At 57.0% G+C, this 24,439-nt stretch carries 14 protein-coding genes, 2 tRNA genes and 1 other RNA gene; 6 read left to right on the top strand and 11 right to left on the bottom strand.

Translation table 11 applies throughout. From position 1 onward, the window contains the following. Positions 1-42 precede the first annotated feature (42 nt). The 4 genes from purU (at position 43) to OGV50_RS17570 (ending at position 1,427) form a co-directional block, all read left to right on the top strand. On the top strand, positions 43-885 hold the full coding sequence (gene purU, locus OGV50_RS17585; RefSeq protein ID WP_104868603.1) for a formyltetrahydrofolate deformylase: 843 nt from the start codon (positions 43-45) through the stop codon (positions 883-885). Between the two features lie 158 nt (positions 886-1,043). Next, positions 1,044-1,128 (top strand) — tRNA-Tyr (locus OGV50_RS17580). Positions 1,129-1,164: 36 nt separating this feature from the next. Beyond that, positions 1,165-1,249 (top strand) — tRNA-Tyr (locus tag OGV50_RS17575). Positions 1,250-1,295: 46 nt separating this feature from the next. Then, positions 1,296-1,427, top strand: a non-coding RNA gene (locus OGV50_RS17570) — RtT sRNA. Positions 1,428-1,839: 412 nt separating this feature from the next. Here OGV50_RS17570 and narI read toward each other — a convergent pair. The 5 genes from narI to OGV50_RS17545 form a co-directional block, all read right to left on the bottom strand. Then, positions 1,840-2,517: a respiratory nitrate reductase subunit gamma gene (gene narI, locus OGV50_RS17565; RefSeq protein ID WP_012132187.1), complete on the bottom strand. Its 678-nt coding sequence runs from the start codon at positions 2,515-2,517 to the stop codon at positions 1,840-1,842. Continuing rightward, positions 2,517-3,227, bottom strand: a complete 711-nt coding sequence (narJ, locus tag OGV50_RS17560; protein WP_012132186.1) for a nitrate reductase molybdenum cofactor assembly chaperone — start codon at positions 3,225-3,227, stop codon at positions 2,517-2,519. Before narJ ends, narI begins: the two co-directional genes overlap by 1 nt. Next, positions 3,224-4,759: a nitrate reductase subunit beta gene (narH, locus tag OGV50_RS17555; RefSeq protein ID WP_112002042.1), complete on the bottom strand. Its 1,536-nt coding sequence runs from the start codon at positions 4,757-4,759 to the stop codon at positions 3,224-3,226. The genes narJ and narH overlap by 4 nt, the downstream gene beginning before the upstream one ends. Continuing rightward, a complete protein-coding gene (locus OGV50_RS17550) occupies positions 4,756-8,499 on the bottom strand; it encodes a nitrate reductase subunit alpha (RefSeq protein ID WP_200090657.1) in 3,744 nt (1,247 codons plus the stop codon). Before OGV50_RS17550 ends, narH begins: the two co-directional genes overlap by 4 nt. Before the next feature lie 393 nt (positions 8,500-8,892). After that, a complete protein-coding gene (locus OGV50_RS17545; RefSeq protein WP_024130296.1) occupies positions 8,893-10,284 on the bottom strand; it encodes a NarK family nitrate/nitrite MFS transporter in 1,392 nt (463 codons plus the stop codon). A 359-nt stretch (positions 10,285-10,643) separates the two neighbouring features. On the opposite strand from OGV50_RS17545, the gene narX reads away from it, so the two are divergent. Then, positions 10,644-12,500, top strand: coding sequence for a nitrate/nitrite two-component system sensor histidine kinase NarX (gene narX / locus OGV50_RS17540; protein ID WP_286488668.1), 1,857 nt, complete (start codon positions 10,644-10,646; stop codon positions 12,498-12,500). Then, positions 12,481-13,083: a two-component system response regulator NarL gene (narL, locus tag OGV50_RS17535; protein ID WP_286488667.1), complete on the top strand. Its 603-nt coding sequence runs from the start codon at positions 12,481-12,483 to the stop codon at positions 13,081-13,083. The genes narX and narL overlap by 20 nt, the downstream gene beginning before the upstream one ends. Here the strand turns inward: narL and OGV50_RS17530 are convergent, their stop codons facing one another. The 6 genes from OGV50_RS17530 to OGV50_RS17505 form a co-directional block, all read right to left on the bottom strand. Continuing rightward, entirely contained in the window at positions 13,084-14,490 is a 1,407-nt protein-coding gene (locus OGV50_RS17530) for a YchO/YchP family invasin (protein ID WP_024130295.1), read from the bottom strand. It abuts the gene before it with no gap. A gap of 94 nt (positions 14,491-14,584) precedes the next feature. Continuing rightward, positions 14,585-17,197 carry a nitrate reductase gene (locus tag OGV50_RS17525; protein WP_286488666.1) on the bottom strand — a complete coding sequence of 871 codons (2,613 nt, stop codon included), beginning with the start codon at positions 17,195-17,197 and terminating at the stop codon, positions 14,585-14,587. Beyond that, positions 17,194-21,261: a nitrite reductase large subunit NirB gene (nirB, locus tag OGV50_RS17520; RefSeq protein ID WP_286488665.1), complete on the bottom strand. Its 4,068-nt coding sequence runs from the start codon at positions 21,259-21,261 to the stop codon at positions 17,194-17,196. The genes OGV50_RS17525 and nirB overlap by 4 nt, the downstream gene beginning before the upstream one ends. 9 nt (positions 21,262-21,270) lie before the next feature. Further along, a complete protein-coding gene (locus tag OGV50_RS17515; RefSeq protein WP_012132175.1) occupies positions 21,271-22,059 on the bottom strand; it encodes an ABC transporter ATP-binding protein in 789 nt (262 codons plus the stop codon). A 10-nt stretch (positions 22,060-22,069) separates the two neighbouring features. After that, positions 22,070-22,951, bottom strand: coding sequence for a nitrate ABC transporter permease (gene ntrB / locus OGV50_RS17510; protein ID WP_012132174.1), 882 nt, complete (start codon positions 22,949-22,951; stop codon positions 22,070-22,072). A gap of 1 nt (position 22,952) precedes the next feature. Continuing rightward, positions 22,953-24,212 carry a CmpA/NrtA family ABC transporter substrate-binding protein gene (locus OGV50_RS17505; RefSeq protein WP_286488664.1) on the bottom strand — a complete coding sequence of 420 codons (1,260 nt, stop codon included), beginning with the start codon at positions 24,210-24,212 and terminating at the stop codon, positions 22,953-22,955. Positions 24,213-24,439: the final 227 nt, after the last annotated feature.

Below are 24,439 nucleotides of genomic sequence, written 5' to 3'. Positions count from 1 at the left end.
AGTGCTGATACAGCAAACACATTAAACAGGATTTACCCGGTAATGCACTCACTACAACGAAAAGTTCTGCGTACTATCTGCCCCGATCAGAAGGGCCTCATCGCGCGTATTACAAATATCTGCTACAAGCACGAACTCAATATCGTGCAAAACAACGAATTTGTTGACCACCGGACCGGGCGCTTCTTTATGCGCACAGAGCTGGAAGGCATTTTTAATGATGTCACGCTGCTTGCCGATCTCGACAGCGCATTACCGGAAGGTTCGGTGCGCGAGTTGAATCCTGCCGGGCGTCGCCGCATCGTCATTCTGGTCACCAAAGAAGCGCATTGTCTGGGCGATCTGTTAATGAAAGCCAACTATGGCGGGCTCGACGTTGAGATTTCCGCCGTAATCGGCAACCACGAAACCCTGCGACCTCTGGTTGAACGTTTTGATATTCCTTTCGAGCTGGTCAGCCACGAAGGGTTAACGCGCGACGAGCACGATAAACAGATGGCGGACGCCATTGATGCGCACCAGCCTGATTATGTCGTGCTGGCTAAGTATATGCGCGTCCTGACGCCGGAATTCGTTTCCCGCTTCCCGAATAAGATTATCAATATTCACCATTCGTTCCTGCCGGCTTTTATTGGCGCACGACCTTACCATCAGGCTTATGAGCGTGGCGTGAAAATTATCGGCGCTACCGCGCACTACGTGAACGATAATCTGGACGAAGGCCCGATCATTATGCAGGACGTAATTCATGTCGATCACACCTATACGGCTGAGGATATGATGCGAGCAGGGCGTGATGTTGAAAAGAATGTGTTAAGCCGCGCATTGTATAAGGTGCTGGCCCAGCGTGTGTTTGTTTACGGGAATCGCACCATCATTCTGTAATCGTCAACGATATGAATTGATTAGCTTTACTCCGTTACGGATGAAAAGTACGCAAACAGTTCATTTTAAGCAAAGGAATGCTTTACAGCGGCGTGTCATTTGATATGATGCGCCCCGCTTCCCGACAGGAAGCAGGCCAGTACAAAGCATTACCCCGTGGTGGGGTTCCCGAGCGGCCAAAGGGAGCAGACTGTAAATCTGCCGTCATCGACTTCGAAGGTTCGAATCCTTCCCCCACCACCATCTCTTCGCAAGACCTCTACAATTTGAATTACCCCTGGTGGGGTTCCCGAGTGGCCAAAGGGAGCAGACTGTAAATCTGCCGTCATCGACTTCGAAGGTTCGAATCCTTCCCCCACCACCATTACTTCCTGAAAGCACACAAACTACTTTTAATAACCTTGCCCCATATTCTGCCCTCACGGGGAAGGATGAGAAACTTCGACTAAGGTTCGATTCGAGCGGAAGCGAGAAAGCGTTGCCGAAGGCAACGACCCGAAGGGCGAGGCGCAACGCGCCGAGTAATCCTTCCCCCACCACCATTATTTATCTGTTGCACCCCAGCCAAATTAAATTCCTGTGTTCCATATTTTGCCCGGTGGCACTCCGTTTACCGGGCCTACATGATCACATAACCACATGTTATGTCCGATCGTAGGCCGGATAAGGCGCAGCCGCCATCCGGCAAACAGGCATAAAAAAACCTGCCGAAGCAGGGTTTAGCAACGCGCCGAGTCATCCTTCCCCCACCACCATTACTTATCTGTTGCACCCCAGCCAAATTAAATTCCTGTGCTCCATATTTTGCCCGGTGGCACTCCGTTTACCGGGCCTACATGATCACATAACCACATGTTATGTCCGATCGTAGGCCGGATAAGGCGCAGCCGCCATCCGGCAGACAGGCATAAAAAAACCCTGCCGAAGCAGGGTTTAGCCGCACGCAAAGCTGTATCAGCGACGGGCACGCACGACCTGGTATTTACGCGTCAGGTACTCGACCGGCGCGCTCCAGATGTGAACCAGGCGCGAGAACGGGAACAGCAGGAACAACGTCATCCCCAGCACCAGGTGCAGGCGGAAAATGAACGCTACGCCCTCTAAATGCTCAGACGCGCCGCCGTGGAACGTCACTACAGATTGCGCCCACCCCACCAGTTTCATCATTTCGCTACCGTCCATGTGTTGCGCAGAGAACGGAATAGTCAGCAGTCCCAGCGCGCACTGAATCACCAGCAGAGAAAGGATCAAAATATCCGCTCCCGTGGTCGTTGCACGCACGCGTGGGCTGAACAGACGGCGTTTGAGCAGCAGTACGCCACCGACCAGCGTCATCACGCCACAGGCGCCGCCTGCAATCATCGCCATTTTCTGCTTCACTTCAATCGGCAGGAACGCTTCGTACATCCAGTGCGGCGTCAGCATCCCCAGGAAGTGACCCGCGAAGATCCCCAGAATACCGAAGTGGAACAGGTTCGAAGCCAGGTTCATCCCTTTGCGATCCAGCATCTGGCTGGAAGCCGCACGCCAGGTGTACTGACCGTAGTCATAGCGCAGCCAGCTGCCAATCAGGAACACTGACCCGGCAATGTACGGATAGATATCAAAGAAGAACATATTCAGGAAGTGCATTATTGCTGTCCTCCGGTGGTGATATTCAAATATTGCGGAGCGACAGCCCCGGCAAAACGACGCTGGTGAGCGGAAATCTCCGACTCGCCGCAACCCTGCTCAGCAAAGAATTTCACCTGTTCTTCTTCCCAGACGGCATCCAGTGCTTGCGGGGTATCGTCACGGACTTCATCCGCAATTTTCTCTGCCACTTTGTCGCTGTCGATAACGGTATTAGCCAGCTTCAGCAGCAGATCGAACAGCACCGCATAGCGACTTTCCCGCTGTTGCAGACGTGCGCCCAGCAACGCCAGAATCGGCGCGATGTCCTGCAAGCCGCCAAGCGCGTCGTTTTTCGGCAACTGCGCCAGATACTCCAGATACAGCGGCAGATGGTCAGGCAACTCACGACTGTCGAGTTGCAGGCCGTGCTGCTCGTACTGTGCCATCAAATCGACCATTGCCTGGCCGCGATCGCGGGATTCGCCATGAACATGCTCAAACAGCAACAGCGACGTGGCGCGACCGCGATCAAACAGTTCGCTGTAGCTTGCCTGTACATCCAGCATCTCCTGCGCAGTGAGATCGCGCAGGAAAACCGCCAGACTCTGGGCATCTTCTTTATCCAGGTTTTCGGATGACGCGAGTGCATCGAAAAGTTCCTGTTGATGCTGCCATAAGGCAGCATCCGGGTACTCGAGCAGACGCGAAACAATGACGAGTTCAATCATTGGTGCGGCTCCGTTTTGCTGCTCACATCGATGGCATCAATGCGGCGGCTGTTGAACAGGTTGAATTTGGTATCTGAACCGTGGCAACCATCGCCGAACGTAAAGCCGCAACCACTTTTCTCCGGGAACGCCTCACGCGCCAGCTCACGATGGCTGCTCGGGATAACGAAACGGTCTTCATAGTTCGCAATTGCCAGGTAACGGTACATTTCCTGCGCCTGCGCTTCGCTCAGACCCACCTCTTCCAGCGCGCGGGTATCCAGTTTACCGTCAACGGTTTCCGCACGTTTGTAGTGACGCATCGCCAGCATACGTTTCAGCGCCAGCAGTACCGGCTGGGTATCGCCTGCGGTCAGCAGGTTCGCCAGGTACTGAACCGGGATACGCAGGCTTTCCACGTCCGGCAGGATGCCGTTGCTGCCCAGTTCACCTGCATCCGCCGCAGACTGAATCGGTGACAGCGGCGGCACGTACCAGACCATCGGCAGCGTACGGTATTCCGGGTGCAGCGGCAGCGCCAGCTTCCAGTCCATCGCCATTTTGTAAACCGGGGACTGCTGCGCCGCATCGATAACGCTCTGCGGAACGCCGTCTTTCAGCGCTTGTTCAATGACCGCCGGATCGTTCGGATCGAGGAACACATCCAGTTGGTGCTGATACAGATCTTTCTCGTTCTCGGTGCTGGCTGCGCTTTCAATCGCATCGGCGTCATACAGCAGCACGCCAAGGTAACGGATACGACCCACGCAGGTTTCGGAACATACGGTCGGTTGACCCGCTTCAATACGCGGATAGCAGAAAATACACTTCTCGGACTTCCCGCTCTTCCAGTTGAAGTAGATCTTCTTGTACGGGCAACCGGTGATGCACATACGCCAACCGCGGCATTTGTCCTGATCAATCAGGACGATGCCGTCCTCTTCACGCTTGTAGATGGCGCCGCTCGGGCAGGTCGCCACGCACGCCGGGTTGAGGCAGTGCTCGCACAGACGCGGCAGATACATCATGAAGGTGTTTTCGAACTGGCCGTACATCGCCTTCTGCATATTTTCGAAGTTCTGGTCTTTGGCGCGTTTTTCAAATTCGCCACCCAGAATTTCTTCCCAGTTCGGACCGCTGGTGATTTTGTTCATCCGCTGACCGGTGATCAGCGAGCGCGGGCGCGCAATCGGCTGATGCTTGCTTTCCGGCGCGGTATGCAGGTTCTGGTAGTCGTAATCAAACGGCTCGTAGTAATCATCAATGCCCGGCAGATGCGGGTTAGCGAAGATTTTACCCAGCAGCATCGCGCGGTTGCCCATGCGAGGTTGCAGTTTGCCGTTAATTTTACGGACCCAGCCGCCTTTCCATTTTTCCTGATTTTCCCAGTCGTTCGGGAAACCGACGCCAGGCTTACTTTCCACGTTATTGAACCAGGCGTATTCCATACCTTCACGGCTGGTCCAGACGTTTTTACAGGTCACTGAACAGGTGTGGCAGCCGATGCATTTATCGAGATTCAGCACCATGCCGACTTGTGAACGAATTTTCATTTTACGCTCTCCTGTACCTGGTCATTGCCTTCGCCATCCAACCAGTTAATGTTCTTCATCTTACGCACCACAACAAACTCATCGCGGTTTGAACCGACCGTACCGTAATAGTTAAAGCCGTAGGCCAGCTGCGCATAGCCGCCGATCATGTGGGTCGGCTTCGGCGTGATACGGGTTACAGAGTTGTGAATACCGCCGCGCTGTTGGGTAATTTCTGAACCCGGCAGGTTAACGATACGTTCCTGCGCGTGGTACATCATGGTCATCCCGGCCGGAACACGCTGGCTTACCACCGCGCGTGCCGTCAGCGCACCGTTGCTGTTAAAGACCTCGATCCAGTCGTTATCTTCAATACCCAGATCTTTAGCATCGGTTTCGCTCATCCAGACAATCGGCCCACCGCGCGACAACGTCAGCATCAGCAGGTTGTCGCTGTAGGTAGAGTGGATACCCCACTTCTGGTGCGGCGTCAGGAAGTTGAGCGCTTTTTCCGGGTTGCCGTTAGATTTTTCACCCATCACCGCTTTCACTGAACGCGTGTCGATTGGCGGACGGTAAACCAGCAGGCTTTCGCCAAAGTCACGCATCCACTGATGATCCTGATACAAAGACTGGCGGCCAGACAGCGTACGCCACGGAATCAGCTCGTGAACGTTGGTATAACCGGCGTTGTAAGAGACGTGTTCATCTTCCAGGCCAGACCAGGTCGGGCTGGAGATAATCTTACGCGGCTGCGCCTGAATATCGCGGAAGCGGATTTTCTCTTCTTCTTTATTGGTCGCCAGATGCGTATGGTCACGACCGGTGAACTCACTCAGTGCCGCCCAGGCTTTCACCGCTACGTGGCCGTTAGTTTCCGGCGCCAGCGTGAGGATCATCTCGGCGGCATCAATCGCGGTATTCAGCATCGGCTGGCCTTTTGCCGGGCCTTCAGCTTTGGTGTAATTGAGCTTGCGCAGCAAATCCATTTCGCTCTGAGTGTTCCAGGCGATACCCTTGCCACCGTTGCCGATTTTCTCCATCAGCGGGCCGATAGAGGTAAAACGCTCATACGTCGCCGGGTAGTCGCGTTCCACCGGAATGATGTGCGGCGCGGTTTTACCTGGGATCAGGTCGCATTCGCCTTTTTTCCAGTCTTTCACGTCCAGCGGTTGCGCCAGTTCGGCAGCGGAGTCGTGCTGAATCGGCAGCGTCACCACATCGGTTTCTTTGCCAAGGTGTCCCACGCAGACTTCAGAGAATTTCTTCGCGATGCCTTTATAGATTTCCCAGTCGCTTTTCGAGTCCCAGGCCGGGTCAACGGCGGCAGACAACGGGTGAATAAACGGATGCATATCCGAGGTATTCATGTCGTCTTTTTCATACCAGGTGGCGGTCGGCAGTACGATGTCGGAGTACAGGCAGGTGCTCGACAGACGGAAGTCCAGCGTCACCACCAGGTCCAGCTTGCCGTCAAGACCGTTATCCTGCCATTCCACTTCTTCCGGCTTCACGCCGCCCTGCATACCCAGATCTTTGCCCTGAATACCGTTTTCCGTACCCAGCAGATACTTCAGCATGTACTCATGCCCTTTACCGGATGAACCCAGCAGGTTCGAGCGCCAGATAAACAGGTTACGCGGGTGGTTTTTCCCGTTTTCCGGCTGCTCCGCCGCAAAACGAATCGAGCCTTCTTTCAGCGATTTCACGGTGTAATCCACCGCCGTCATCCCGGCTTTTTCCGCCTCACGCGCGATGTACAGCGGGTTGGTGCCCAACTGCGGCGCAGACGGCAACCAGCCCATGCGTTCAGCACGCACGTTGAAGTCGATCAGATGGCCGCTGTAGCGGGATTTATCCGCCATCGGCGACAGCAGTTCCTGCGCGGTAACCGTCTCGTAGCGCCACTGGCTGGAGTGGTTATAGAAATAGGAGGTGCTGTTCATGTGACGCGCCGGACGCTGCCAGTCAAGAGCAAACGCCAGCGGCTGCCAGCCGGTCTGCGGACGCAGTTTTTCCTGGCCGACATAGTGCGCCCAGCCGCCGCCGCTCTGACCGATACAGCCGCAGAACACCAGCATGTTGATAAGCCCACGATAGTTCATATCGAGGTGATACCAGTGGTTCAGACCGGCGCCGACGATGATCATTGAACGACCATGCGTCTTATCGGCGTTATCCGCAAATTCACGAGCGATACGAGTGATTTGCGCACGCGGTACGCCGGTTATCTGCTCTGCCCACGCCGGAGTATAGGCTTTAATGTCGTCGTAGCTGGTTGCGCAGTTTTCGTCGTTCAGACCGCGTTCCAGGCCATAGTTCGCCATCGTCAGATCGTAAACGGTAGTCACCAGCGCGGTGGTTCCGTCTGCCAGTTGCAGGCGTTTCACCGGTAGCTTGTGCAGCAGAACGTTTTGCAACTCGACTTTGTTGAAGTGTTCAGTGCCTTCACCACCAAAGTACGGGAAGCCCACTTCTGCGATATCGTCCTGGCTACCCAGCAGGCTGAGTTGCAGTTCGGTTTCTTCGCCTGACGTACCGTCACGCTGTTCGAGGTTCCATTTGCCTTTCTCACCCCAACGGAAGCCAATAGAACCGTTCGGCGCAACCATATCGCCGCGGGTGTTGATGGCAACGGTTTTCCATTCCGGGTTGTTTTCCTGACCCAGCGCGTCAATAAGATCGGCGGCGCGCAGCATACGGCCAGCGGCATAGTAACCGTCGCGTTCTTCAAGCATCACCAGCATCGGCATGTCGGTATAGCGACGGACGTAATCGGTGAAATACTGGCTCGGGTTATCAAGGTGGAATTCACGCAGCATAACGTGGCCCATCGCCAGCGCCATCGCGGCGTCAGTCCCCTGCTTCGGCGCCAGCCACAGGTCGCACAGCTTGGCGATTTCAGCGTAGTCAGGCGTAACGGCAACCGTTTTGGTGCCTTTGTAACGCACTTCAGTAAAGAAGTGGGCATCCGGGGTACGGGTCTGCGGAACGTTAGAGCCCCAGGCGATGATGTAGCTGGAGTTGTACCAGTCAGCGGATTCCGGTACGTCCGTCTGCTCGCCCCAGGTCTGCGGAGACGCAGGCGGCAGGTCGCAGTACCAGTCGTAGAAGCTCAGGCAAGTCCCGCCGATCAGAGACAGGTAACGAGCACCGGATGCGTAAGAGACCATCGACATTGCCGGAATCGGCGAGAAGCCCGCCACGCGATCGGGACCGTAATTTTTAATGGTATAAACGTTGGATGCCGCAATCAGTTCGTTCACTTCCTGCCAGGAAGAACGAACGAAGCCACCACGACCACGCGCTTGTTTGAAGCTTTTTGCTTTATCGGCGTCTTCGATGATGGAAGCCCAGGCTTCTACCGGATCGCTGTGCAGTTTTTTCGCATCACGCCACATTTTCATCAGGCGCTTACGCATCAGCGGATATTTCAGGCGGTTTGCGCTGTAGAGATACCAGGAGTAGCTCGCACCGCGCGGGCAGCCGCGAGGTTCATGGTTCGGCATATCCGGGCGGGTGCGCGGGTAGTCTGTCTGCTGGGTTTCCCAGGTGACCAGACCGTTTTTCACATAAATTTTCCAGCTGCAAGAGCCGGTACAGTTTACCCCGTGGGTTGAACGCACGACTTTGTCATGCTGCCAACGTTGGCGGTATCCATCCTCCCAGTCCCGGTTTGTTTCGAGAAGCTGGCCGTGCCCATCGGCAAAGGTTTCGCCCTTCTGTTTGAAGTAGCGAAACCGGTCCAGGAATTTACTCATCGGGTTTCTCCTGTTTGGAGCCTGACGGCTCTCTGATAAATCGACATTGCTGGATTGGCTGTGAAGGTAACGCTCTGAAAGGGCGTCAGAATTGATAACGATCAAGGCAGACGGGGATGAAAATCGGGGGTGTTTTTTGACATACCCCTTAAGGAGGATGATTTTTATTCATTCAACATACTGATTAATATGAATATTTTTAAATTCATCCATTATGTAAATGTTAAATTCTTTATAAGTGGGTATTAAGGGGTATGCCCCCTGCAAGGCATAAATGAACGCTGTTCTGACAAACTGGCGCTGTTTATTTATAAATAAGTATGTTGTAACTAAAAACAGGCAAAAAAAAGCGCGGTCTAACGCCGCGCAATGGATAATCAAACAATTACTTTTTTATTTTTTAGAATGACGTCCGTATACCGCCCAGGTGATGACTACGCAGGCAATATAGAAAATCAGGAACACTTTCATCGCATCGACCGGTGAGCCGGTTAATGCCAGAGATGTCCCGAATGCTTTCGGAATAAAGAAACCGCCGATTGCGCCAATCGCAGAGATAAAGCCCAATGCGGCTGCGGTATCGGTCGCGGCTTCACGCAGCGCTTTCTCTTCAGAACCCCCTTCCGCTTTAACCCTGTCCATCGTCAGCTTACGGAAAATAACGGAGATCATCTGGAAAGTAGACCCACTGCCCAGCCCGGCAGTCAGGAACAGCGCCAGGAAGACAACGAAGAAGGCGATAAAGCTGCCGCCCTGGCCGTTAGAAGGCAAGGTCAGGAACAGTAAGGCGCTGAAAATCGCCATCAGCACAAAGTTAACCAGCGTCACCCGCGTTCCGCCCAGACGGTCGGAAATTGCCCCGCCCGCAGAACGGGCCAGCGCGCCGATTAACGGGCCGAAGAAGGCATAATGCAGGATCTGTACTTCCGGGAACTGCGTTTTAGACAGCATCGCAAACCCGGCGGAGAAGCCGATGAATGAACCGAACGTCGCCAGATACAGCAGGCTCATCATCCACAGGTGCCCACGTTTAAGTACCGGCAACTGATCTTTCAGCGAAGCCTTCGAGGTCGCCAGCTCATTCATACCGAACCAGGCGGCCAGGGTGAAAATGGCCAGGAACGGCACCCAAATCCAGGCGGCGTTCGCCAGATACAGCTGCGAACCGTCCGGCTGTTCCACACCGTGACTGCCAAATACGGCAAAGACAGACAACGAGACCACCAGCGGCGCGACCAGTTGCATAACGCTCACGCCCATGTTGCCTAAACCGCCGTTCAGACCCAGCGCGCCGCCCTGTTTCTGTTTTGGAAAGAAGAAGCTGATGTTAGCCATGCTGGAAGCAAAGTTCGCGCCGGCAAAACCGCACAGCAGAGAAATCAGAATAAAGGTGCTAAACGGCGTAGAGGTGTCCTGCACGGCAAAACCTAACCATACGCAAGGAATGACCAGAATCCCGGTGCTGAACGCCGTCCAGCGGCGGCCGCCAAACAGAGGAACCATAAAGGAGTACGGCACACGCAGTAATGCGCCAGAAACAGACGGCAAGGCGGTCAGCATGAACAGCTGATCGGTGGTGAAGTTAAAACCGACCTTCGGTAAATTCACCGCGACGGCGCTGAATAACATCCATACACAAAACGCCAGCAGCAAACAGGGGACGGAAATCCACAGGTTGCGGCTGGCAACACGATGACCACGCTGTTCCCAGAAAGCGGGATCTTCCGGCCGCCATTCTGTGATTACAGCTCCAGATGCCCTTTCGGGGGCAGATGAGTGACTCATAGACACCTCTGTTACTCGATTCGATGTCTGCCACATTAGGGTTTACAGCCGGGGGTAAGTTGATATAAATCAAAGGAAAAGCCGTCATTATTCGCGGCTAAAAATTATCATGCCCCTTAGTGAGTAGGCTTTGTCGACAAAAAAGATGTGGTTTTTCACGGTGCTGTATAACCCTACCCCCCGGCTTCGCGATCCCCTCCCACCACCAGCAATTAAGAGGTAACTCGTTATAGGTATGGGTATACTCCAGGGTATGGCTGAGAATAACGTCACTGTCGAAACGCCCCTCGGTGAGCATCCCGGCAGAATCATCATTCATTAAGGTTTCCTGAGCAGGAAGCCTGAAGGAAGAAGTCTACATGTTTAAACGTTGTCTCTCTCCACTCACGCTGGTCAACCAACTGGCGCTTATTGTTCTCCTGTCCACCGCTATCGGTGTGGCGGGCATGGCTATCTCTGGCTGGCTGGTTCAGGGCGTACAAGGCAGCGCCCATGCGATCAACAAGGCCGGTTCGCTGCGTATGCAGAGCTATCGCCTGCTGGCAGCAGTGCCGCTGAGCGCCCACGACCAAAAACTGCTGGATGAGATGAAACAGACGGCGTTCAGCCCTGAACTGACCCGCGCTGCGGAACGCGACGGGCAACAAGAGCAGCTTCGCGCACTACAGGACTACTGGCATACGGAACTGGCGCCAGGGCTGCAACGCGCGCAGGACAGAAACGCCGTTGCCGGCGATGTTATGCGTTTTGTCTCCGGTCTGGATCGGTTAGTCACCGCCTTTGATCACACGACCGAGCTGCGCATTGAGCGCGTGGTGATGGTGCATCGGTTAATGGCCATCTTTATGGCGCTGCTGTTCGTCTTTACGATCATCTGGCTACGGGCGCGCTTGCTGCAACCGTGGAAACAACTGCTTTCGATGGCGCGAGCCGTCAGCCAGCGCGACTTCACCCAGCGGGCGCATATCAGCGGGCGCAATGAGATGGCGATGTTAGGCTCAGCGCTCAACAACATGTCAGAAGAACTGGCCGAAAGTTACGCCGTGCTGGAACAACGCGTGCAGGAAAAGACGGCCGGGCTGGAGCATAAAAACCAGATCCTCTCATTCCTGTGGCAGGCCAACCGCCGCCTGCATTCCCAGGTGCCGCTGTGCGAGCGCCTCTCCCCGGTGCTGAACGGCCTGCAAAACCTGACACTGCTGCACGATATTGAACTGCGGGTTTATGACCTGGAAGATGAAGATAATCATCAGGAGTTCACCTGCCAGTCCGACAGCAGTTGTGATGACAAAGGGTGCCACCTCTGCCCGCGCGGCGCGCTGCCCGCGATCAACGGCGGCACCACGCTGAAATGGCGACTTACCGATGCCCATACGCAATACGGCATTCTGCTGGCGACGCTGCCGCACGGGCGCCATCTGAGTCACGATCAGCAGCAGATGATTGATACGCTGGTCGAGCAATTGACCGCTACGCTGGCGCTGGACAGAAATCAGGAACGCCAGCAACAGTTGATTGTGATGGAAGAGCGTGCCACCATTGCCCGCGAACTTCATGATTCTATTGCACAATCGCTCTCCTGCATGAAGATGCAGGTCAGCTGTCTGCAAATGCAGGGCGCGACGTTGCCGGAAAGCAGCCGCGAGTTGCTCAGCCAGATCCGCAACGAACTGAATACCTCCTGGGTACAGCTACGTGAACTGTTGACCACCTTCCGGTTACAGTTGACCGAACCCGGCCTGCGGCCTGCGCTGGAGGCGAGCTGTCAGGAATATAGCGCCCGATTTGGTTTTACGGTGAAGCTGGATTATCAGCTCCCGCCGCGACGGGTGCCGTCGCATCAGGCTATCCACCTGTTGCAAATTGCCCGCGAAGCGTTAAGTAACGCCCTCAAGCATTCCCATGCCGATGAGGTGGCCGTCGCCGTGGTGCAAAATGGCAATCAGGTCAAACTGACAGTAAAAGACAACGGCTGCGGCGTACCAGAAAACGCCGAGCGCAGTAACCATTATGGCATGATTATTATGCGTGACCGCGCGCAGAGCCTGCGTGGCGATTGTCGTGTACGCCGTCGTGAGACGGGCGGTACGGAAGTTGCTGTCACCTTTATTCCCGAAACAAACTTCACAGAAGTCCAAGGAGATACCCAAGAGTTATCAGGAACCGGCTACCATCCTGCTGATCGACGATCATCCGATGTTACGGACCGGTGTTAAACAGCTTGTCAGCATGGCGCCCGATATTAGCGTGATCGGCGAAGCCAGTAATGGCGAGCAGGGTATTGAGCTGGCAGAGTCTCTTGATCCCGATCTGATCCTGCTGGATCTGAACATGCCGGGCATGAACGGTCTGGAAACCCTGGATAAGCTGCGTGAGAAATCACTGTCAGGCCGTATCGTGGTATTCAGCGTGTCCAATCATGAAGAAGACGTGGTGACGGCGCTGAAGCGCGGCGCAGACGGCTATCTGTTAAAAGATATGGAGCCGGAAGATCTGCTGAAAGCCTTACAGCAAGCGGCCGCTGGCGAAATGGTGCTGAGCGAAGCGTTAACGCCGGTTCTGGCCGCCAGCCTGCGGGCAAACCGCGCGACCTCTGACCGCGACGTGACCCAACTGACGCCGCGCGAACGCGATATCCTGAAGCTGATCGCCCAGGGACTGCCGAATAAAATGATCGCCCGCCGCCTGGATATCACCGAGAGTACGGTCAAAGTGCATGTGAAACATATGCTGAAGAAGATGAAGCTGAAGTCACGCGTCGAAGCGGCGGTATGGGTGCATCAGGAACGCATCTTCTGATTACTCCTCCGGGAGCAGCTTCCAGCGCGGATCGTTATCGGGCATCGCCATAAACGGTTCAGTCAGTGATAGCGTGATCTCATTGGAGGAGACACGCTGGCCCTGCTCATCTTCAACAACGACCGACAGCCGCCAGCGATTTGTCGCCCCTTCGCTGCTGTCCCAGGCCGGCATGATAATGGTCCAGCCCTCTGCGCTGTCCGCCTTCGCTCCTGCCGTCAGGCTCAGCGCCTGCGTATCGCCCTGCCACGTCACATGACGAACGCCATGCCGACTGCGAATCTGCACCTTCAGCGGCACCGTCTCGCCAGGCTGGAGATCCCACGGCGGCGTCGCCAGAAAAACAGTGAGCGTTTTACGCTGACGATACTCCATCGTCGGGAGATTATTGCGCTGCGGGTTGTCATAGCGACTGCCGCGCAACGACTGACTCTCCGCCACCTCGCTGGCCGACAGCTGTTTGTTCAGCGGCACGCCAAAACGGTAGTTCAGGTTCAACCCCAGATTATTCTGGCTCACCCCGCTCTCGCCCTGTTTATGTTGCGCCGTCACCGTCACCAACGGCACCGGCGTGTAATTAAGCCCCAGTTTTACCGCTACCGGATTATGGTATCCCGTGCCTGAGTCAAACAGATCCACCCGTTCGCCGAAATACTGTTCCACGCTGACGCTGGTGTTGAGGTGTTGATAAAACGGCATACGCATCTGCGCGGTAACATCGTAGCCGCGCGCCATACGCTGCTCTAAGGCGGTGGTCTGTTCATGCCAGGAAGCGAAAGGCTGGTAGTAATTGGCGGATAATCGCAGGTATTCGCCCCACGCTTCCGCGCCAAATCCCGCCCGTTGCAGATTCTCATCCAGCAGGTTGTCATAAAAAGTGTTGTACCCTAACAGCCAGCCGTCGCGCGCCCAGCGTTGACCGATGCCGACATTACTGACCAGGCCATCGTCCTGCTGAGTCAGCCCGAGTTGACTCCAGGTCAGATACCGCGTGTTGTCCTGCCAGGGAATAAACCAGCCCCCACGACTGCCGGTAAAGCTCCCTTCGTTATCAATCCTGAGATCGACACTCGCATTCCCCCAGGGCGAAAGCCAGGACTCCAGTTGATGATTCACCTGTTCACTCACGGCGTCCCGCACCTGGCCAAACGCAAACTGACGCGCCTGCTCGCCGGTATCCAGCCCATTGTCGGTCATGCTCGCTTCGCCAAAGGCTTTCACCATCTCAGCAAACTGTTTTTCACCTTCGTGTGACTCAGGCGTCATGCCCAAATCAGGCAAACCATCCTGGTTGTTATCGAAAGGATTTTCCGCCTGTTGAATAAACGAGGATTGCGCGCTGGCAGTACCGCCTGCCAGCAGCAAGAGTATGCAAAGGGAAAGAGGGCGATAAACAATACGGCTCAAATTGTCAGCTGCTTTTACATTAAACGAATGAAATCTCACACTTAACTAAAACCATAACGTTTCCATCCGCGTTTTGCAGCCCTTTATCGCATTTTCAGGAGAATCCCAGGCTTCCGGCGGATGCCGTTTGCGCCAGCAGCGCTTTCAGCTCCGGTACGCATGAGCCGCAGTTGGTGCCGCAGCGTAATGTTTTGCCCAGCGCCTGAACGGAGTCGCACCCTTGTGCGATAGCCTGCTGAATAGCACACTCCCCCACGCTAAAGCAGCTACAGATAATGCGCCCCTGGTCGGGCATCCCGCCGCCTGGTTTGCCACTCAACAGGCCATGCCGTTCAGGGGCGTTTTCCGGTGGATGGCGGAACGCGGCAATCACCGCCGCATCGTCTGTTTCGGGTTTTATCGCATCTGACCAGAACCCCAGCATTAATTGTCCCGCCTGCCAGGCCAGAATATTCAGCCCCTGCGGCGTCTGCGCGGTCTGCAATTGCCAACGCTGTTCGCGGCACATCGCCAGCAACCAGTCGCGATCGTCACGATCGCTTGCGAGGGTGAAACGCGCCACGCCTTCCGCCGCTTTACGCCACCAGTGAACAAAAGGAGGAAAGGTTATCTCCTCGCGGATGAACAGTTCCCCCTGCCAGCGCGGCTGCCACGGCGTGATGCGCACCGCCGTTTGTTTACTCTCCGGCTGCCCTGATTGAGGATCGCAGACGGGCGCGACCAGCGCATTGACCCTTCCCTGACGGGCAAAGCGATTATTCCAGTGCATCGGCGTAAACGCCGTCCCTTTCCGCAAGCCGCCCTGAATCACCACTCTGGCGACCATTACCCCGCGCGAAGAGCTGATACGGCCAAATGCGCCATCCACCAGGTGAAAACGGGCGGCATCGGACGGTGAAACCTCAACAATCGGTTCGCTAATGTGCTGCATAAGCCGAACCACCGTTCCGGTTCGGGTCATGGTGTGCCACTGATCGCGCAGGCGGCCACTGTTTAAAATAAGCGGATAGAGCGCGTCACAGTGCGTTCTCATGCCCTCCGGTTCAACGGGCACCAGCCGCAGACGCTTATTGCGATGCCAGCCGCGAGCCAGGTCCAGCGCTCCGTGGTGGCGGCTGACCGGCCAGCGGACAGGCGCCATTTCATCCCACGCCGCGCGGTTCAGATCCGCCAGCGCGCCAATATCAAACGCGCGGTCGCCGTCATTCTCAAACCCCGACAGCGCAGCGTGTTCCCGAAAGACATCCCACGCATCCTGCCAGGCGAATGCCTCGCCAAAGCCGAGTTGTTTCGCCATCTGCGCGACAATCCACCAGTCTGCTCTGGCCTCGCCGGGGGCGGTTAAAAATGCGCGCTGACGCGAGATGCGCCGTTCAGAGTTGGTGACGGTGCCGTTTTTCTCCCCCCAGGCCAGCGCCGGAAACCGGATATGCGCCAGTCGACTGGTATCGGTATCGGCCACCACCTCCGAGACAATGACCAACGGGCAGGCAGACAGCGCCTGACAGACGGCATGAGTGTCCGGCAGCGATACCGCCGGATTCGTGCCCATGATCCACACCGCCTTCACCTCGCCGCGCGCGATAGCGTCGAACAGATCCACCGCCATCAACCCTGGCGTCTGCGCCAGCCGCTCCGTGCCCCAGAAACGGGCAACCCGCGACAGATCCTGTGGCTCAAAATTCATGTGCGCCGCCAGCTGTGTCGCCAGCCCGCCGACTTCACGCCCTCCCATCGCATTTGGCTGTCCGGTCAGCGAAAAGGGCCCGCAGCCTTCCCGCCCGTATTTACCGCTGGCAAGGTGTACGTTAATGATCGCGTTACATTTATCACTGCCGCTGGCGGACTGGTTAATCCCCATCGTGTAAAGAGTGATTGCGCGCGGCGCGGTCAGAAAACCATCATAAAACCGGCGGATTTCTGCGGGTTCCAGACCACAAAATTGCGCGACTCGCTCAACAGGCCAGCGGCTGGCGCGGGCAAACGCCGCCTGCGCATCATCAAAATCGACGTCATGTTCGCCGCTTGTCGCGATGGCGTGCAGCAGCCCGACAAACAGCCCGCCATCGCTGCCGGGCGTCAGGGCAAGGTGCATATCCGCAATATCACAGGTGGCGGTGCGCCGGGGATCAATCACCACCACTTTCATGGACGGGTTCTCTTTTCGCGCCTGCACCAGGCGCTGATAGAGCACCGGATGCGTCCACGCCGCGTTCGAGCCGACCAGAATCACCAGATCGCTGCGCTCTATATCTTCGTAGCTGCATGGCACCACATCCGCGCCAAACGCGCGTTTGTAGCCCGTAACGGCTGACGACATGCACAGGCGCGAATTGGTATCGATATTGGCCGCACCGATGAATCCCTTCATCAATTTATTCGCCGCATAGTAGTCTTCCGTCAGCAGTTGCCCCGAGGCGTAGAAAGCCACCGACGTTGGGCCATATTGCGCGATGATGCTGCGCAGGCGCTCGCCCGCCGTGTTCAGCGCCTGCTGCCAGCTTACCGTTTCACCGTTAACCTGCGGATGTAATAACCGTCCGGTCAGGCCGGTGGTTTCCCCCAGCGCGGCGCCTTTCACACACAGTCGCCCAAAATTGGCCGGGTGATCGGGATCGCCCTGAACCGTGACGCCCTGTTCGCTGACGCGGGCGATCACTCCACAGCCGACGCCGCAGTAAGGGCACGTTGTCCGGGTTTCATTCATGACGCCTCCGCGCGCAGCAGTAGCGCCTGATTCCCGACCCATACCTTGCCCGCTTCGACTTTCACCGGCCAGGCGCGCACAACGGGCTCACCGCTGTCATACTGCCGACCATCGCGCAGGCGAATACGCTGTTTGTAGAGCGGCGAAATGACAACGGGCTCACCGCCGGCATCCCCCAGAATTCCCCGGGAAAGCACGTTTGCGTCGCTGCCGGGTTCATGGTTATCAAGGGCGTAAATCGTCTGACCAAAGCGAAACAGCGCAATTTGCAGGTTGCCTAGACGGGCGCCAATGCCCGCCTGTTCGGGGATCTCCTCCAGTTGACAAACCTCCTGCCAGGGTTTTTTCGGCAGGATGGTTCTCGCTGGCGCCGCCGGTTTCGCCAGCTGCGGTTGCCCACGTAGCATCTGGCGCGCTACGGCTTCATCCGGTTCGTCGCCGTTCACGCTGGCGCGGAACAGCGCCAGACGCTGCGGATCATTCAGCGTGGTTTGCCATTCACACTGGTATGTTTCCACGATTCGCGCCATCTCCTGTTCAAGCTCGTCGCCGATACCCAGACTGTCGTGTATAACCACCTCGCGCAGATAGTCGATGCCCCCTTCAAGATTATCCATCCAGGTGCTGGTGCGTTGCAGGCGATCGGCGGTACGGATATAGAACATCAGGAAGCGATCCACGAATTTAATCAGCGTGGCGTCATCCAGATCGCTGGCGAACAGATCCGCATGACGCGGCTTCATACCGCCGTTTCCGCAGACATACAGGTTCCAGCCTTTATCGGTAGCAATCACGCCAACGTCTTTCCCCTGCGCTTCGGCACACTCGCGGGTACAGCCGGAGACCGCCATTTTGATTTTGTGCGGGGCGCGCAGTCCCTTGTAGCGGTTCTCCAGCGTGACGGCCAGACCGGTTGAATCCTGAACGCCATAGCGACACCAGGTTGACCCGACGCAGGATTTCACCGTGCGCAACGACTTCCCGTAGGCGTGCCCGGTTTCAAAACCGGCGGCAACCAGATCGCGCCAGATATCCGGTAGTTGTTCAAGGCGCGCGCCAAACAAGTCAATACGCTGCCCGCCGGTAATTTTGCTGTAGAGCTGATAACGTTTGGCGATTTCGCCAATGGCGATCAGCCCATCCGGCGTCACCTCGCCTGCCGCCATGCGCGGTACGACGGAATACGAACCGTCTTTCTGGATATTGGCAAAATAACGATCGTTGGTGTCCTGCAACGGCAGATGCGCAGGTTTTAGCAGATACTCATTCCAGCAGGAGGCCAGTACCGAGCCCACCAGTGGTTTGCAAATCTCACAACCATGCCCGCGACCATAGCGGCTAATCAACTGCTCAAAGGTGTGGATGCGGTTCACCCGCACCAGGTGGTAAATCTCCTGTCGCGAGTACGCGAAGTGTTCGCAGATATCCTTTTTAACCTCCACGCCCTGTGCCGCCAGCTGGAGCTCCATCACCTGTTTCACCAGCGCGCTGCACCCACCGCAGCCGGTTGCCGCTTTGGTACACTGCTTGATTGCGCCCATCTCCGTTGCGCCCGCGCTGACCGCCTGGCAAATGTCCGCCTTGCTGACGTTATGACAAGAGCATATTTGCGCGCTGTCCGGTAATGCCGCAACGCCCAACGTTTTCGGCGCGCTGCCCGCCAGTGCAGGTAAAATCAGCGATTCCGGCTGTCCGGGCAGCGCCATACCGTTAAGCATCATTTGCAATAACGTGGCGTAATCCGCCGCATCACCCACCAGCACGCCGCCCAGAAGCGTCTTGCCGTCCGCGCTGACCACAATTTTTTTGTAGATTTGCTCCGGGCCATGCGTCCACTGGTAGCTTTGCGCGCCTGGCGTGCGCCCCTGCGCATCGCCGAACGAGGCCACATCCACCCCCAGTAATTTAAGTTTAGTGCTCATATCCGCCCCGCTGAACGCCGCATCTTCACCGGCCAGCCGCGCTGCCGCCACGCGCGCCATCTGGTAGCCCGGCGCAACCAGCCCGAACACCCTGCAGTCCCAGAGCGCACATTCACCAATGGCAAAAACATCCGCGTCAGAGGTCAGACAGTGGTTATCAATACACACCCCGCCGCGTTCTCCGATACGAAGTCCGGCGCCGCGCGCCAGCGCATCCTGCGGGCGAATACCGGCAGAAAACACCACCATATCCGTCTCCAGACGCTTACCATCCGTAAACACCAACTGTAACCCTTGCGGGGTGGAGTCAATTTCCGCAGTGGATTTCGAGGTATGCACGCTCACGCCCAGCGCCTCGATTTTTTCACGCAGCATCGCCGCGCCAGCGTTATCAAGCTGAACCGCCATTAACGATGGCGCGAACTCGACAACATGCGTCTCCAGCCCTAATTGCCGCAAGGCGTTCGCCGCCTCCAGCCCCAACAGCCCGCCGCCAATTACCACCCCACGGCGAGAGTGTTTTGCCTTCGCGGCAATCGCATCCAGATCGTCCAACGTGCGATAGACGAAACACGCCGCCGAATCACCGCCTTTCACCGGCGGAACAAAGGGATATGATCCGGTTGCCAGCACCAGTTTATCCCAGTGCGTTTCATGTCCGCTGGCGGTGCGAATAACGCGGGCATCCCGATCGATCGCCGTAACGCATTGCGACAACCGCAGCTCAATACCGTGGCGGGCAAAAAAATCGCCTTCCACCAGCGAGAGCGATTCTGCGCTGCGCCCGGCGAAATACTCCGACAGATGAACGCGGTCATAGGCGGCATAACGCTCTTCGCCAAAGACCACAATCTGATAGTCAAGATGCAAATTGCGGCTAACGCATTGCTCAAGAAAATGGTGGCCAACCATACCGTGTCCAACAACAGCCAACGTGGGTTTTGTCATAGTCACCTGTCCTGCAGCCGCAGGCTGCGTATCAAATCTGTCGAATAACCAGTCAGGATTCGCCGACGCAGCCTGCGCCAGCAAATCAGTCAACGGCGCGGCGCTGCGGCAATCGCCCATCAGCAGCACCCCCTGTAACCGTCCATTGCGGATCAGCAGACGACGGTAATGACCGCTCAGCGGGTCAAATGTGCGCAGCAGGTCATCACCTGCCGTGGCGTTTACCTCCCCGGCGCTGAACAGATCGATGCCCGTCACCTTCAGACGCGTACCGCTGTCCTGCCAGTGAAAATCAGCGCCGGGGGTTCCCGCCAGGCGAGCCGCCAGCACCTCCGCGTGCGCCAGACAGGGCGCGACCAGCCCCCAGGTCTGGCCGTCGATTTCACAGCACTCGCCTATCGCGCTGATCCCCGCCACCGCCGTGCGCAGTTGCCCGTCCACCACAATTCCACGCTGACAGGGCACCCCGCTTGCCTGCGCCAGCGCCGTATTGGGTTTTACGCCAGTGGCAATCACCACGCGCGTTGCAGACAGCACGCAACCGTTCGTCAACGTGACGTCATCAGGCGTAATCCTGTCGATACCGGACGACAGCACGCAGTCAATCCCGCGTGCGTTAAGGTGTTCCGCCAGCAGTTCCCCGGCCTGCTCATCCAACTGTTGCTCCATGAACCGATTGCCGCGATGAATTAACGTGACATTGTCACCTTTTAGTCGCAGCGCGGCAGCCGCCTCGACGCCAAGCACACCGCCGCCCAGCACGGCAACCGGCCCGCAGCCATGCAGGATGCTGTCCACATCGTTAATCGTGCGAAAAGCATGCACATGGGGTAAATCAGCGCCGGGGATCGGCGGAATAAACGGAACCGAGCCGGTGGCAAACACCAGCGCATCCCACGCCAGCGTTCGACCGGTGGTGGTGGCCGTACGCGCTATCGCGTCAACGGCGATGACGGCTTCCCCCGTCAGCACCGTGACGCCGTGGCGCTGATACCACTCAGGCGGATGCAGCAGCGTCTGCGCAAAGCGCTTTTCGCCGCCCAGTACGGGCGAAAGCTGAATGCGGTTATACGCATGCTGCGGTTCTTCCCCCACCACGGTTATCGTGAAGGTCTGCGGCGCCTGCGCCAACAGCGCCTCCACCAGACGGGTGGCGGCCATCCCATTGCCGATAATGACCAGTCGCTGCGTCATACCGCCTCCCTACGCCGCCTTCGGCTGCTTTTCGTAGAGGAAGTGAAGAATCTGCTGGCGCAACTGGTGGTATCGGCTGTCGTCAGCCAGCTGCACGCGATTACGCGGGCGAGGAAGCGTGACGGGCAAAATGTCGCCTACCGTCGCCGCCGGGCCGTTGGTCATCATCAGCACGCGATCGGAGAGCAGCACCGCTTCATCCACATCGTGGGTAATCAGCACAATGGTGGTATTGAGCGACTGCTGGATTTGCATCACCGTGTCCTGCAAATGCGCGCGCGTCAGGGCGTCCAGCGCGCCAAACGGTTCATCCATCAGCAGCACTTTGGGTTTCATCGCCAGCGCCCGGGCGATGCCGACGCGCTGCTTCATCCCCCCGGACACTTCTCCCGGATGCTTGTGCATGGCGTGCCCCATTTGCACCCGTTCAAGATTGTGTTCAATCCATTCCCGACGCTCTGTTTTCCCCATCGTGCGGCGAAAGACCCGATCAACCGCCAGCGCAACGTTATCGAAGCAGGTCAGCCACGGCAGCAGCGAGTGATTCTGAAAGACCACCGCCCTTTCCGGCCCCGGCCCGGCGATTTCCCGGTTGTCGCAAATAAGCCCCCCGTCGGTAGGGAGCGTAATTCCGGCAATCAGATTCAACAGCGTCGATTTCCCGCAGCCGGAATGCCCAATAAGGCTGACGGTTTCACCTTCATGAATGTCGAAAGAGACGTTTTGCAACGCCAGAAATTCGCCGCTGGCGGTAGAAAAACGCTGACTGACGGCCTGTACCTGAATTAACGGTTTCATGGTGTTCCCCTTATTTTTCCTGCCAGCTAAAACGACGCGCCACCAGCATTAAGCCCTGCTCCAGCAGCAGGCCAACCACGCCGATAATGACGATAGCGATGAGAATGTTTTCCACATTGAGGTTGTTCCACTCGTTCCAGATCCAAAAGCCAATGCCAAGGCCGCCGGTGAGCATTTCCGCCGCCACAATCACCAGCCAGGCGATGCCGATAGACAGGCGCACGCCGGTCAGCACCGCAGGCAGAACCGCCGGAAAGAGAATACGGCGCATCACCGTCCATTCCGGGAGTTGCAGGACACGGGCAACGTTAAGGTAATCCTGTGGGATGCGGCGCACGCCTTCGGCGGTGTTGATCACCATCGGCCAGATAGAGCAGATAAAAATAGTCCAGCTTGATGCCGGTTCCGCTTTCTGAAACAGCAGCAAGCCAATTGGCAACCAGGCCAGCGGGCTGACCGGTCGCAGCAGCGCGATCAGCGGGGTAAACATGCGCGAGAAAAAGGTGAACCGGCCGATCAGGAAGCCAAGCGGGATACCCACCAGCGCCGCCAGCCCAAAACCAATCGCCACACGCTGTAGCGACGCCAGCACATTCCAGCCAATCCCCATATCATTAGGCCCACCGTTATAAAACGGGTCGGCAAACAGCGTCAGCGCGGAATCAAGGGTGCTGAGCGGCGTCGGGAAGCCTTTGCTGTTAATGGCCGCCAGTTGCCAGCCCACCACCAGCAGCGCCAGCCCCAGCAATGCGGGAACGGTTCGCTGCGCCAGCGTTCGCATCAGATGCGACAGCGGCGGATTACGCCTGCGCACCGTAACGGGCGGCAGCGTAATCACTTCACCGGCGGCGGGTTCAGGAATGCGTCTTTGCGCGTTTTGTACTGTTTTCATGTCAGGCCCCTTGATGATGGAGAGTGAAACTGTTGGCGTAACGTTCGGGGTCCCGCCCGGTCCATACGGAACCATCCATGAGGGTGCTGGTGCGTAGCAGCTGAGAAGGCGGCGTGATGCCGCCTACCGCTGCGGCGGCGTCCCGCCAGATGTCCGTGCGGTTAATCCGGACGGCGATGGCGTTATAATCCGGCGCGTCCTTGAGCAGCCCCCAGCGACGAAACTGCGTCAGGAACCACATCCCGTCGGAATGCCACGGAAAACTCACTTCCGCATCGTGATAAAAACGAATGGCGTGCGCGTCCTGCCAGCGATGCCCTGCGCCGTTGTCGTACTCGCCCAACATACGTCCGGTCAGGTACTGCTCTTTAGTGTTGAGCCAGGCGCGACGAGCCAGTATTTGTGCGGTTTCGCGTCGGTTTTCCACTGAGGCGTCGATCCAGCGCGCCGCCTCCAGTACCGCGCTGACCAGCGCTCTGGCGGTGTTTGGATGTTGTTCGACCCAGTCACGGCGCGTTCCCAGGATTTTTTCCGGGTGATCGGGCCAGATGGCCTGCGAGGTCGTGGCGGTAAAACCAATGCGATCATTAATCGCACGGGCATTCCACGGTTCACCGACGCAAAAACCCACCATGTTGCCAATACGCATGTTCATCACCATTTGCGGCGGCGGCACGACGACCATTCGGACATCAGAGAACGGGTTAATCCCCGCGCTGGCCAGCCAGTAATAGAGCCACATCGCATGCGTTCCGGTCGGAAATGTATGCGCAAAGGTGTAAGTGCCGGGCGCTTGTCCGGCGATCATGTTTTTCAATCCGCCAGCGTCGGTAATGCCTTTCTCCTGGAGCGCCGTCGACAGCGTGATTGCCTGCCCGTTCTGATTTAGCGTCATCAGGTTCGCCATCGGCTGTGGCTTACTGGCAATACCAAGCTCAAGACCATAGAGCAGGCCATACAGCACATGCGCCGCGTCCAGTTCACCGGAAACGAGTTTGTCGCGCACCGCCGCCCAACTGGCCTCTTTGGTCGGCACAAGGGTAATGCCGTATTTCTTATCAAACCCTTTCAACGCGGCGATGATCAGCGGCGCGCAGTCGGTGAGCGGAATAAAGCCGACTCTGACAATTTCAAGTTCGGGTTTGTCCGACCCTGCCGCCCACACGGACTGCATCAAACCGGGCACCAGCAGCGCCCCGCCCATCGCGGCCCCTGCCTGCAATAATCGACGTCGCGTCAATGAAACAGACCTGTCACCCATACATGCTCCCCATTGCAAAAAAAAAGCGCCCGGCAATGCCGAAGCATTGCAGGACGCCTTTATCCCAAACGCGCGCAAACCGTCGTTGGTTTGCCGCTAAACTGTTTTCAGAACTCTTTTACAATTTCAGTCCTGCAATTCAGATGCCAACATCAACATGCCCCTATTCCGCCGCTTTTCAGGCGGTACGCGAACGCGCTTGCACCCGAATCTGGCACGCGATGCCC

The organism is Citrobacter sp. CK180, from assembly GCF_030333655.1.
Lineage (GTDB): Bacteria > Pseudomonadota > Gammaproteobacteria > Enterobacterales > Enterobacteriaceae > Citrobacter_B > Citrobacter_B koseri.
The sequence above is the reverse complement of the archived record's forward strand: the minus strand, read 5'-3'. Positions and strand labels throughout refer to the sequence as shown.